We start from the raw sequence: 12,914 nt of genomic DNA on the forward strand, positions 1-12,914 counted from the left end.
ATGGTGAAATAATGAAAAAGAAAAAATCTATATGGTTATGGGTTTTATTTATAGTAATGATGATAGTGATTGCAATTGTGATATGACAATTTGTTGTTGGAACATCAGATAGATTATCTTATAGCGAATTTCAAGCTTTAATTAATAATAATAGAATTGAGGCTTCTAAAACAAGTGAAAAAATTTATAACGCTTTACATGTTATTTCAGGAGTGTATACAAATTCTGAAGGTAAATCACGTAAATTTATAGTTACTTTAAATGGTACACAATATAATGATTTATGAAATTCTTCAGAAGCTTTCAGAGTATTGGCACAATCAATTCGTACATTAGAGAATGTAAATTCACCATTTATGAGTCTTTTATATAACATGTTACCAATGATAATATTAATTGGTTTTTATATTTGAATATTTTCTTCTATGTCTAAAGGTGGAATGGGTGGAGGAATGTTTGGTCCAGGTAAATCTACAAGACCTAGAGAAATTAAATCAGATGTTAAATTTACAGATGTTGCGGGAATAAATGAAGAAAAAACTGAATTAGTGGAATTAGTAGATTATTTAAAAAACCCAAATAAATATGCACAAATGGGAGCGAGAGTTCCAAAAGGTGTTCTAATGGAAGGACCACCAGGAACAGGTAAAACTTTACTTGCTAAAGCTGTTGCTGGAGAAGCTGGAGTATCATTTTTCTCAATGGCTGGTTCAGAATTTGAAGAGATGTTTGTTGGATTAGGTGCAAGCAGAGTTAGAGATTTATTTAGTGACGCAAAAAAAGCAGCACCATGTATTATTTTTATTGATGAAATTGATGCTGTTGGTAGAAAACGTAGTGGAGGAATAGGTTCTTCAACAAATGAACAAACTTTAAACCAATTACTTGTTGAAATGGATGGATTTGGATCAAACTCTGGTGTTATAGTTATGGCTGCAACAAACAGAGTTGACGTTCTTGACAGTGCTTTACTAAGACCTGGAAGATTTGACAGAACTATTCAAATATCATTACCAGATATTCGTGAAAGAGAAGATATATTAAAACTTCATGCAAGAAATAAAACAGTTTCACCTGAAATTAATTGAAAACGTATTGCTGAAAGAACTCCTGGATTTTCTGGAGCTCAATTAGAAAATGTTCTTAACGAAGCTGCTATTCTTGTTGTTAGAGATAAAAGAAAAATGATTACAATAAATGATATTGATGAAGCAATTGATAGAGTTGTTGGAGGTCCTGCTAAAAAATCTAGAGTAATGACTTTACAAGATAAACAAATTGTTTCATATCATGAAGCTGGACATGCTTTAATGGGATTAAAATTGGATTCTGCATCAAAAGTTCAAAAAGTAACAATTATACCTAGAGGTAATGCTGGAGGTTATACAATAATGACTCCAAAAGATGAATCAAATTTCTCATCTAAAGAAGATTTATTTGCATCAATAGCTGGTTATCTTGGAGGTAGAGCTGCTGAAGAAATTATGTTTGGTAAAAATAAAGTTACAACAGGAGCACATGATGATTTAGATAAAGCTACAAATATTGCTAGAAGAATGGTTACACAATTTGGTATGTCTTCATTAGGTCTTACAAAGTATTTAACTATGCAAGAAGAGTCATATGGACAAACAAAAGGTGTATATTCAGATGAAGTTGCTTATAAAATTGATACTGAAATAAACATTATTTTAGAAAAATGTTATAAAACTGCAATTGAAGTTATTAATAAACATAAGGATGTTTTAGAATTAATTGCAGAATCATTGAGAGTATTAGAAACAATTACAGCTGAACAAATTGATTATATTGATAAACATAATCAATTGCCAAAAGAAGTAGTTGAAGAAAAAAATAGAAAAGCAATTGAAACTAAGAAAAAAGAATCAGGAGAAATATTAGAATTTGAACCCGATGAAGAAGAAAAATAAAACACTTTATTAAAAAGTGTTTTTTCATTGTCAAACAAGTATAATAAAATAGTTAAAATTATAAGGAGAATAAGCACATGGATATGCAAATTAGAGCTTTAAGCAAAAAAAATAATGTAAAAATTTCAATAGTTGATATTACCGAAGGATTTAATGAAATTATTAAATTACAACAAACTAATCATTTAGCATCTGTTGCTCTAGGAAGAACTATAATTAATAATTCTTTGTTGAGTTTATCTTTAAAATATGTAAAAAAAATGACAGCAAATATAAATGGAATGGGATTAGGAGGTACAATTATTGCTGAATTTCAGGATAAAAATTTTAGAGGTTATATTCAAAATCCAAATTTTAAAATAGATAAAATTGAAAAAGAAAATGGTACTCCTTTATCACAAGTTGTAGGAAAACAAGGTTTCTTACAAGTATCAAGAGATAATAATGAAAAGCAACCATATATTTCAAGAGTAGAATTAGTTTCTGGAGAAATTAATTTGGATTTTATGTATTATTTACAAAAAAGTGATCAAATACATTCATTAATAAGTTCAACAGTAAAAATTGATGATAATGGAATGGTAGAAAAAGCTTGTGGAATAATAATTCAAATGTTACCAGATTTTGTTGAAGAAAATATTGATTTTATAGAAGAAAAAGTAGGTTCTCTTGATCATTTGGTAAAAACTTTAATTAGAACAACAAACTATGAAGCTTTAATAAAAGATATTTGTGAAGATGCAGAAGTTTTGAATATAGGAGAATTAAAATTTAAGTGTACTTGTAATATAAAAAAAGTAATGGATTCTATAAAAATGCTAGGCGAAGAGGAAATTAAAAAAATTATTGAAGAAGGTGAAATGGTTGAAGTAGTTTGTGATTTTTGCAAAAAGAAATATAATGTAAAATCAGAAGAAATTGCTAAATAATTTATGATAAAATTATTTTGGTATATTTAAGCTCTAAAATTAGGGAGATTAATATGAAAGATAAAAATTTAAAGCAACCTTCATCAAAAAAAGAAAAGGTTGTTAAAAAGGGTAAAGATATTGCAAGTTTAGAAAAACCTCGTTTAAGAGAATTTGAACATTTTCAGTTACCAATTGTAACTGAAGAAGGTGTTAAAGGATTAAAACAAAAAAATAAAATCCAAAAACAAAATACTGCAAAGTATTCAAAACAAATTTTAGAGGGTAAAATAGTTTCTACAACAGGTAATAAACCTGATATAGAAAAAAATGTTATTGAGTTATACAACGTAAAAAGATCATATATAACTGGAGATATGTTAACTCCTGTATTACGTGGTGTGGACTTAAAACTTGAAAAGGGTAAATTTATTGTAATTTTAGGACCATCTGGTTCAGGAAAAACAACTTTATTAAATACAATTTCAGGATTAGATAAAACTTCTGAGGGTGATGTTTTTGTTTTAGGAAATAACTTGTCTTTATTAAAAGACTCACATTTAACAAAATTCCGTAGAGAAAATGTTGGATTTATTTTTCAACAATATAATCTACTTTCAAACTTAAATGCAAAAGAAAATGCAGAAGTTGGAGAAAATCTAAGTAAATCAAAAGATAACAAAATGTCAATTGATGAGATCTTTAAAACAATTGGTATGGAAGAACAAATGAATAAATATCCACACCAAATGTCAGGAGGGCAACAACAAAGGGTTTCAATTGCTAGAGCACTAGCTAAAAACCCAGAAATTTTATTTGGTGATGAGCCAACAGGAGCGCTTGATGAAGAAATGGGTAGAAAAGTATTAGAAATTTTAGTTGATGTTAAAGAAAAATATAATACAACTGTAATTATTGTTACTCATAACCCAAATATTAGTGAAATTGGAGATACTGTAATCCATGTTAGAAATGGTTTAATTGATGAAATTAAACATAATGCTAATCCAAAAAGACCTTCAGAAATTGACTGATCTTAAAATTTTTAACTACAAAGCACTGCAAAAGCTTTGTAGTTTTTTTATCTTAAAAGGTTTTAAAAAAGTATATAATTATATTTGTTAAAGGTGGGAGAATTATGTCAATTTTTACTTTTAAAGGTGTAAATCAAAATGAAGTTAATAAACATTTTGAAAAAATAGAAGAATTAAAATCAATTATTGATACTGATGTTAAAAAAAATGTATTTTGATATGATACAAGTATATTAATTGCAAATGATTATGATAAAAATGCAATTCAAATAAACATAGATTGAGTAGCAAGACCATCAAAGCAAAAAAAAGTTGCTAAATATATTTTTTTTGCAAATATATTAAAAAATATCTGTGTAAAATTTCATGAAATTAACAATTTTTTATATTTAAATGGAGAATATGTAGTTTAATGAAAATTAAAAATATTGATATTAAAGGTCAAGTCTTTTTAGGTCCTATGGCAGGAACTACTAATGCGGCTTTTAGAATTATTTGTAAAGAAAAGGGAGCATCTTTAGTTTATGCTGAAATGGTTAGCACAGAGGGTTTAGTTCATAATAATCAAAAAACCAAAACTATGATAGAAGTATCTGAATTAGAACATCCTATTACTTTACAAATTTTTGGTTTTGATGTTAATTCATTTGTTGAAGGTGCAAAAATAGTTGAAGAATTTTCAGAATGTGATGTTATAGACATAAATATGGGTTGTCCAGCACCAAAAGTTGCTCTTAGAAGTAAAGCTGGAGCAAATTTATTAAAATACTCAGAGAGAGTTGGAGAAGTAATAAAAGCTGTTGTAAGCAATATAACAAAACCAGTTACTGTTAAAATGAGAATTGGTTGAGATCAGGAAAATAAAAATGTTGTTGAGCTTGCAAAAATAGCAGAAGCAAATGGAGCAAGTGCAATTGCAGTTCATGGTAGAACTAGAAATCAATTTTATAATGGTAAAGCAGATTGAAGTTGAATTAAAAAAGTAAAACAAGCAGTTAAAATTCCTGTTATTGGTAATGGCGATGTAATCGATGGTCCATCAGCAAAAGCAATGATAGAAGAAACAGGTTGTGATGGAATAATGATAGCAAGAGCTGCACAAGGTAATCCATGAGTTTTTAGAGAAATTCAACATTATTTGGATACTGGAAAAATTTTAGAAAAACCAACTTATAAATAATGAAAAGAAACAGTTTTAAGACATGCAAATCTTTTAATAGAAATGCGTGGTGAGGAGTTTGCAGTTAGGGAAATGAGAAAGCAACTTATTTGGTATTTAGGAACATTAGGTAGTGATTTTGTAATAAAAGAAATTAAACAAAAAGCAACTATTATAGAATCTTTAGAAGATATTAATAATATATTTGCAATTTATGAAAATAAAAATTTAGGAGAATAAAAAAATGAGCACTAATTTTGAACGAAATTTTTCAGAACAAGAAAATATTAGAAGAAATAAATTAAAAAAATTAATTGAAAATAATAGAGATCCTTTTGCGGAAAATCAATTTAATAGAAGTCATTCATTAAAAGAATTAAATGAAAATTTTATTGCTTTTTCAAAAGAAGAATTACAAAAACAAAATAATAAAGTTTTAATAGCTGGAAGAATTAGGTTATTTAGAGAAGCTGGAAAAAAAGCACTTTTCTTAAATATTCAAGATCAAAACTCTTCAATTCAAGTTTATGCAAGACAAGATGAATTAGGAGAAGTAGAGTTTGAGTATTTTAAAAATTTAGATCTTGGAGATATTATAGGTATAGAAGGAATCATGATGAAAACAGATCATGGTGAATTAACAGTAAGAGTTAAAAATGCAAAATTACTTACTAAGGCTTTGAAACCATTACCAGATAAACATTTGGGAATGGCAGATATAGAAGAAAAATATAGAAGAAGATATCTTGATTTAATAGTTAATCCTGAATCAAAACAAGTCTTTATTGATAGAACAAAAATTATAAGAACTATGCAAAAAAATTTGGATTCAAAAGGATATATAGAAGTGGAAACTCCAATTTTACAATCTGTTAAAGGAGGAGCAAGTGCCAAACCTTTTGTTACCCACTATAATGCATTAGATAATGATTTATTTTTAAGAATTGCAACAGAACTACATCTAAAAAGATGCATAGTAGGTGGTTTTGATGGAGTTTATGAAATTGGTAGAATTTTTAGAAATGAAGGAATTAGTACAAGACATAATCCTGAATTCACTTCAGTAGAATTATATGTTGCTTATAAAAATATGGATTTTTTAATGCAATTGTGTGAAGAATTATTTAGAGAATGTTCTATGGCACTAAGAAATACAACAAAAATTAATTATGCAGGTTATAACTTAGATTTATCAAAACCTTTTAAAAAATGACATATGGTAGATGCAATTAAAGAAATTTGTGGAATAGATTTTTGAAAAGAAATGTCTTATGAACAAGCATGTAAAATTGCAAAAGAACATAAAATAAAAGTGGAAAAACATCATTTTTCTGTTGGACATATAATTAATTTATTCTTTGAAGAATTTGTTGAGGGAAAAATTATAGAACCAACATTTATTTGAGGACATCCCAGAGAAATATCTCCTCTTTCAAAATTAAATGAAAAGGATTCAAGATTTACAGATAGATTTGAGCTATTTATTATTAACAGAGAATATGCAAATGCCTTTGCTGAATTAAATAATCCAATTGATCAATATGAAAGATTTGTAGATCAAATTAAAGAGGCAAATGCGGGAAATGATGAAGCAAACGATATGGATATAGATTTTATTGAAGCTTTAGAATATGGTATGCCCCCAACTGCAGGTATTGGAATTGGTATTGATAGAATGGTTATGCTATTAACAAATTCAGAATCAATTAAAGATGTTTTATTGTTTCCTCAAATGAAACCAAGAGGTAATTAATGAAATATGGTATAGATTTAGGTTATGTTTCTAAATTAAATTTTCAAGAGACTATTGAGGTAATAGAATATATTAAAGAAAATATATTTTCATCACTTAAAAAGAAATTTAATTTAATAAATATATCTAGTGGTTTAATAACAAATAAATATATTTGATTGAACGATGATTTTCAACAAACAAAAAGATCAATTGATTTTGATATTCTAAGTGAAAACGATTATGGTGAAATAATTCAAGCAAATAATAAGTGAAGAAGATATTTTCTAAAAAATTTTGAAAAGGACAATGAAAATATAAAAGGAATAATTACAACATTTATATCAGTTAGTAGAGATAGTATTTTAGATAATGTTAATTCTTTAATAATTGAAGAAATAGGATTAGAAATTCTTTGTAATGAAGTTGATATGGAAGATTTAAATAAAAGTTTAATTGATATTTACAAGATAATTTGTACAGTAGATTCTAATATAAGTAAACAATTTGAGTCTTTAAATGAATTTCATTTTTCTAGAACTCTTACATTTATTACTTATAAAAAATTAAAAGAACTTTATCCTTTTTTAACTTTTTCAGAGAGATTAAATAAATTTGCTAAAGATAATGGAAGTTTTGTAATTCAAGATTATGCTGAAAAAATATTTAATCAAAAAAATGTTATTCAATTTTCAGAAGATGTTTTTAACCTAAAAACTTATTCAAAATTATATGTATATAATGGTGAATGTGAAAAGGCAATTTCTATAGCTTATGCAGGATTTCAAGTTGATAGAAAAACTCTTAAAAATCAAAATCTTATTCTTAAAGAAAATAGCAAAATTAATAATGAATATAATCATTTAATAAAATCAAATAAGTTACCTCTAACATTATCTATAGGCATTTTTACAAATAGAGTTGTTATGACAATCCTTGAGAAACAACATATTGGTGAAGTTCACTCATCTATATGAAGTAATGATTTTATTGAGTATTGTAAAATAAATAATATTAAAATATTTTAATCACAGTTAATTGTGATTTTTTATTTATAATTAAATTGGTGATAAAATGGTATCCTTAATAATTGTAGCTAATGGAAAAAGTCAAAGATTTGGTAAAAATAAAATGTTAGCAAAAATAGATAATGATTTTTTAATAAATAAAACAATTAAATGTTTTAAAGAAATAAAAGATATAAGTGAAATTATTTTAGTATCTAACGAAGAAATTTTTAATATAGTAAAAAATAAAAAAATAATTTTTGTAAACGGGGGTTTAACAAGAACTGAATCAGTTAAAAAAGGATTAGATAGAGTTAGTAAGAATTTTGTTTTAATTCATGATGGTGCAAGACCGTATGTTTCAAAAAAAATTATTGAATCTATAATAATTAATTTAAAAGAAAATGATTGTGTAGTTCCTGTTTTGAAAGTGATAAATTGTTTGAAAAAAATTACTAATAATAAAATTGAAACAGTTAATCGTGATGCATATGTACAATCACAAACACCTCAAGGATTTAAAACTAAAATTATTAAAAAAGCATTAGAGAATAATTCATCAAATTTTTACGATGATTGTCAAATTTTAGAGAATATGAAATATAAAATTAAATTTATTGATGGTGAAGATGAAAATAAAAAAATTACTTTTATAAATGATTTATAGTGTAGTGTAACCTTTTTTCGGACACAAAATTAAAATATTTTATATATAGTTATAAAATATTTGTGAATGAAGAGAGGTTTTATTTTGAATAAGTATACAGTTAATCAAAAAATAAATATAATTATTAATTTTTATAAATCAAATCAATCTATAACTCAATATGCTAAGCAAGTAGCTATTGATGTTCAAAGAATTAAAAATTGAATAAAAGTCTATGACCAAAAAGGTAGAAGTGGATTTAATAATTCAAAATTTAATCAAATTGACAAAATTAAAGATTTAGAAAAAGAAAATAAAAAATTGCGAAGAGAAACTGAAGATCTTAAATTGAGAGATGAGATGTTTGCTGAATTAAGAAGAATGATTGATAGAAAAAAGTAAACAAGGGGCAATTAAATACACTCAAATCAAAAGTTGTTTATAAATTTTGAATAGCAAAAAAAGATGTTCAAATTAGAAAGTTATGCAAACTTATTCTATTGGCAAAAAGCACATATTATGATTGACTTGCTAAAGGTAAACCCAATTTTAAAGGTTATGATTGGGAACTTGTTGAGGAAATCAATAATGCTTACAAAAACGAAGTTCAAATATATGGCTCAAGACGAGTAAAAAAATATTTAAATTCTGAGTATAGTCATAAAAAAATTTTTAAGAGTTATGAAATTTTTAAATATTAAGCCAAATAATTATAGATATATAAAATCTAAAAAAGTAAAGAATGAAAAGATTGGAAAGTATGAAAGATTATTCAAATCTAAAAGTGATTTAAATAAATATGGTGATGTTTTCTCAGTTGATATTACTGAAAAAGAAATTGCAGGAAATAGATTATATACCTGTGCTTTTTATCATGTAAATAGCAAGAAAGTTTTTGGTTTAATTACAAAAACACACAAAGGAAAAGATCTAGTTTTAGAGTCATTTGAAAAAATGACAAATCAATTTGGTTCTTTTAAAGCAAACTCTATTATACATTCTGATAATGGTTCAGAATTTAAATCATATAATTATAGACTAGCTACAATGTGATTTAATTTCAAACTTAGTATGTCTAGGGTTTCTAGATCAACTGACAATGGATATATTGAGGGTTTTTGAAGCATAATGAAGAGAGAAGCTATAAAAGAAAATTATAAATACATAGATATAAATGAATATGTTTTAAATCTAAAAATGTATGAATCTTTTTATAATGAATCTAGAATTAAGTTATAAAATTAAGGTGTCCGAAAAAATGTTACAGAACATAAATGATTTATAGTTAAAATAAGATTGCAAATACTATAACTTTTACTATATAATAAATAAGCGAGTTAATTTTTTAATTAACTCCTTGCCTTTAATTAGGCCAAAAGACCATAAGGAGATAGAAATATGATTAGAAAATACGAAATAATGTACATTATTGATCAAGATACAATAGATGTAAAAGCTGTTCAAAAAAAATTACATGATGTTCTTATTGCTAATGGGGGGGAAATACTAGAGTCAGAAGATTGAGGACTAAAAGATTTCGCTTATTTAATTAAGAAAAAAAGAAAAGGCTATTATTCAGTAGTAATTGTTGAAACAGATTCAGCAAATATTAATGAATTTGAACGTATATCAAGAATAGATAAAAATGTAGTTAGATATCAAGTAATTAATACAGAAAATGAAAAAAAATATATTCAATCAACAAAGTTATCTAAAACAGATATGTCAAAATTTAAAGAAGAGAAAAAACCTTCAAGAGGATTTGATAAAAGAATGCCAAGAAGAGAAGAAAATAATAAATCAGAAGAGACAAATGATGTAAAAAATAATAATGAAGCAAAACCAACTATTAAAAAAGTTGAAGAAAAAGAAGCTTAATAGCTTTAAGGGAGAAGTCAAATGAACTCAGTAAATCTAATTGGAAGAATAACAAAAGATCCAGAATTAAGAAGCTCATCAAATAGTAAATCATTTGTTGCATTTACATTAGCTGTTAATGAATTTGCTGGAGGGAATCAATTTACACAATTTATTCCTTGTTTTGCTTGAGAAAAAACTGCAGAAAATCTTGCAAAATTTGTTAAAAAAGGAGCTCAAATATCTGTAGAGGGATCTATTAATGTTAGACAAGAAAATAATAATGGACAATTTTCACAAATTATTACAGTTAGAGCTAACAGAATTGAATTTTTGAGTGTTACTGGAAATAATCAAGCAATGACAAATAATTTATTTGATTCAAATCAACCAAATCAACCAAATCAACCAAAACAATCTACTCAAGGACCATCAAATAATTTTGATTTTGATTTAATAGATGATGTAAAACCAAATGATGATGATTCAATTTTATGAGAAGACTAATATAGGAGGAAAAAATAATGAAAAAATTTGTAAGAAGAAAAAAAGTGAATTTTTTTGCTAAAAACAAAATTGATTATATTGATTATAAAGATATAGATTTATTAAAAAAATTTATTTCAGCTAATGAACAAATCTTGCCAAAAAGAATTACAGGTACATCACCAAAACATCAAAGAATTTTGGCTGTAGCAATTAAAAGAGCAAGAAGCATGGGATTATTACCATTTGTAATTCAATAATAAATTATTCAAACACCAACAAGGTGTTTTTTATTTGTTATAATTAAAAAGGTGAAAAAAATGAAAGTAATTCTATTAGCTGATGTAAAAAATTATGGTAAAAAAGATGAAGTAGTAGATGTATCTGATGGATATGGAGCAAATTATTTAATTCCAAAAGGTTTAGCAATTCTTGCAACAAAAGAAGATTTAAGTCATTTGAATGTTAGAAAAAGAAAAGAAGAGGAGTTAAATAACGAAAAAAAAGAAGAAATAAACTTTTTAAAAGAAAAAATTGAATCAATAATTTTAAATTTTAAAATAAAAACAATGAATAATAAACCTTTTGGATCAATTTCTCTTTCACAAATTACAGATAGATTAAAAAAAGAGTTTTCAATAAACTTAGATAAAAGAAAATTTGAAAAACATGAAAATATTAATAAATTAGGTTTATTTTATTTAAAAATTAAACTTGAGTTTAAAATAGTAGCAACTTTAAAAGTGTTTATAGAAGGTACAGAATAATGAATGAAAATTTAGATTTAAATACTGTTTTAATAGATTCAGAAAAAGCTGTACTAGCAATTGCTATGCACTCACCAAAAGCAAGTTTTGATATTTTGACTCAACTTAATTCAGAGGATTTTAGTTTAGAAAAGCATCAAATAATTTTTGAAGCTATAAACGAAGTTTCACAAAATAGTCAAAATATTACTATTACAAAACTTGCTGAATTTTTAGAAGATAAAAAAACTTTAGAAAAAATAGGAGGAGTTTCTTATTTATCAGATGTTTCAGGTTATTTTTATACTGATGAAGGATTTGAAGATTATGTTGAAATTGTGTTTAAAAACTCAATAGGAAGACAATTAGATAGAGCATTAATACATATTAAACAATTAAGAGAAAGCAAATCTCCAATTGATGAAGTTTTTGTAATTGCTCAGCAAAAAATTTTAAATATTAAAACAGATATTAAAAAAGATGATGCAACTGCTGTAAAAGAAACTATTGTTGATGTTATTAAAAAAATTGAGTTATTAGAAAAAAATGGTGGATTAATTAATGGTGTGCCATCAGGATTTTCAGATTTAGATCAAATTACAAATGGTTGACAAAAAGGAGATTTTATAATTCTAGCTGCACGTCCTTCAATGGGAAAAACTGCATTTGCACTTAATTTAGCAGTTAATGCTGCAGAAAGACAAAAGGGAGTAGCTTTTTTTTCATTAGAAATGCCAAAAGAACAATTAGTTCAACGTATTTTAAGTTCTGTTTCAGGAATAGAATCAAGTTCGCTTAGAAATGCTCAAGGATTAACAACAGAAAAATGAACTAGAATTACAGCTGGAGGAGAACAAATTAAAAATATGAATATTGTTATTGATGATACTCCAGGAATTAATGTTTTACAGTTACAATCAAAATTAAGAAAAATGAAAAGAGATTTTGGTGTGGAGATTTGTTTTATTGATTATTTACAATTAATATCATCAATGACAAATAGATTTGACAGTAGACAAAATGAAGTTGCATCTATTTCTAGACATCTAAAAAAAATTGCACGTGAATTAAATATGCCAATAGTTTGTCTTTCACAATTATCACGTAGTGTTGAAAAACGAGAAGAAAAAACTCCTTTAATGTCTGACTTAAGAGATTCTGGAGCAATAGAACAAGATGCAGATATTATTATTTTCTTATATAGGGATGCATATTATAAAACAAAAGAATACAGTGTAGCAAGTTATGATCCAACTGATGAAACAGATATTATTATTTCAAAACATCGTAATGGAGCAACAGGGCTTGTAAAAGTTAATTTCCTTAGAAGCTATGGTAAATTCATTGATCAGTCAAAAAATTCTTAGTGTTTTTTTTAATATTTTAATGTAAAATAAAGAATAGATAT

The 12,914-nt window shown here is 25.6% G+C and carries 15 protein-coding genes and 1 pseudogene; all 16 read left to right on the forward strand.

All coding sequences use genetic code 4. The features are described 5' to 3' along the window. Nucleotides 1-11 precede the first annotated feature (11 nt). Nucleotides 12-1,931: an ATP-dependent zinc metalloprotease FtsH gene (gene ftsH / locus AACK92_RS00070; protein ID WP_339020922.1), complete on the forward strand. Its 1,920-nt coding sequence runs from the start codon at nt 12-14 to the stop codon at nt 1,929-1,931. Between the two features lie 77 nt (nt 1,932-2,008). Further along, nucleotides 2,009-2,860 carry an Hsp33 family molecular chaperone HslO gene (locus AACK92_RS00075; RefSeq protein ID WP_339020924.1) on the forward strand — a complete coding sequence of 284 codons (852 nt, stop codon included), beginning with the start codon at nt 2,009-2,011 and terminating at the stop codon, nt 2,858-2,860. A 53-nt stretch (nt 2,861-2,913) separates the two neighbouring features. Continuing rightward, nucleotides 2,914-3,879, forward strand: coding sequence for an ABC transporter ATP-binding protein (locus AACK92_RS00080; protein ID WP_339020925.1), 966 nt, complete (start codon nt 2,914-2,916; stop codon nt 3,877-3,879). A gap of 98 nt (nt 3,880-3,977) precedes the next feature. Then, on the forward strand, nt 3,978-4,286 hold the full coding sequence (locus tag AACK92_RS00085; RefSeq protein WP_339020927.1) for a DUF1904 family protein: 309 nt from the start codon (nt 3,978-3,980) through the stop codon (nt 4,284-4,286). Beyond that, nucleotides 4,286-5,272: pseudogene (dusB, locus tag AACK92_RS00090) on the forward strand (tRNA dihydrouridine synthase DusB). The gene AACK92_RS00085 and the pseudogene dusB overlap by 1 nt, the downstream one beginning before the upstream one ends. Nucleotides 5,273-5,276: 4 nt before the next feature. Then, nucleotides 5,277-6,785, forward strand: a complete 1,509-nt coding sequence (gene lysS, locus AACK92_RS00100) for a lysine--tRNA ligase (RefSeq protein ID WP_339020932.1) — start codon at nt 5,277-5,279, stop codon at nt 6,783-6,785. Continuing rightward, complete coding sequence (locus AACK92_RS00105) at nt 6,785-7,792, forward strand: asparagine synthetase AsnA (protein ID WP_339020933.1); 1,008 nt, start codon at nt 6,785-6,787, stop codon at nt 7,790-7,792. Before lysS ends, AACK92_RS00105 begins: the two co-directional genes overlap by 1 nt. 46 nt (nt 7,793-7,838) lie before the next feature. After that, a complete protein-coding gene (locus AACK92_RS00110; RefSeq protein ID WP_339020934.1) occupies nt 7,839-8,438 on the forward strand; it encodes a 2-C-methyl-D-erythritol 4-phosphate cytidylyltransferase in 600 nt (199 codons plus the stop codon). Nucleotides 8,439-8,522: 84 nt separating this feature from the next. Further along, complete coding sequence (locus AACK92_RS00115; RefSeq protein ID WP_339020936.1) at nt 8,523-8,819, forward strand: transposase; 297 nt, start codon at nt 8,523-8,525, stop codon at nt 8,817-8,819. A 98-nt stretch (nt 8,820-8,917) separates the two neighbouring features. Further along, entirely contained in the window at nt 8,918-9,118 is a 201-nt protein-coding gene (locus tag AACK92_RS00120; protein ID WP_339020937.1) for a hypothetical protein, read from the forward strand. Beyond that, nucleotides 9,099-9,656, forward strand: a complete 558-nt coding sequence (locus AACK92_RS00125; RefSeq protein WP_339020938.1) for a DDE-type integrase/transposase/recombinase — start codon at nt 9,099-9,101, stop codon at nt 9,654-9,656. Before AACK92_RS00120 ends, AACK92_RS00125 begins: the two co-directional genes overlap by 20 nt. 159 nt (nt 9,657-9,815) lie before the next feature. Then, complete coding sequence (gene rpsF / locus AACK92_RS00130) at nt 9,816-10,295, forward strand: 30S ribosomal protein S6 (RefSeq protein ID WP_339020940.1); 480 nt, start codon at nt 9,816-9,818, stop codon at nt 10,293-10,295. A gap of 21 nt (nt 10,296-10,316) precedes the next feature. Beyond that, nucleotides 10,317-10,781: a single-stranded DNA-binding protein gene (locus AACK92_RS00135; protein WP_339020942.1), complete on the forward strand. Its 465-nt coding sequence runs from the start codon at nt 10,317-10,319 to the stop codon at nt 10,779-10,781. Nucleotides 10,782-10,798: 17 nt separating this feature from the next. Then, nucleotides 10,799-11,020 (forward strand): 30S ribosomal protein S18, encoded by a 222-nt coding sequence (rpsR, locus tag AACK92_RS00140; protein ID WP_339020944.1) that lies wholly within the window; start codon nt 10,799-10,801, stop codon nt 11,018-11,020. A 60-nt stretch (nt 11,021-11,080) separates the two neighbouring features. Continuing rightward, entirely contained in the window at nt 11,081-11,527 is a 447-nt protein-coding gene (rplI, locus tag AACK92_RS00145) for a 50S ribosomal protein L9 (RefSeq protein WP_339020946.1), read from the forward strand. Next, nucleotides 11,527-12,873: a replicative DNA helicase gene (gene dnaB / locus AACK92_RS00150; protein ID WP_339020947.1), complete on the forward strand. Its 1,347-nt coding sequence runs from the start codon at nt 11,527-11,529 to the stop codon at nt 12,871-12,873. Before rplI ends, dnaB begins: the two co-directional genes overlap by 1 nt. The last annotated feature ends 41 nt before the right edge of the window (nt 12,874-12,914 follow it).

The organism is Spiroplasma endosymbiont of Atherix ibis, from assembly GCF_964020005.1.
In the GTDB taxonomy this organism is placed as follows: domain Bacteria; phylum Bacillota_I; class Bacilli_A; order Mycoplasmatales; family Mycoplasmataceae; genus Spiroplasma_A.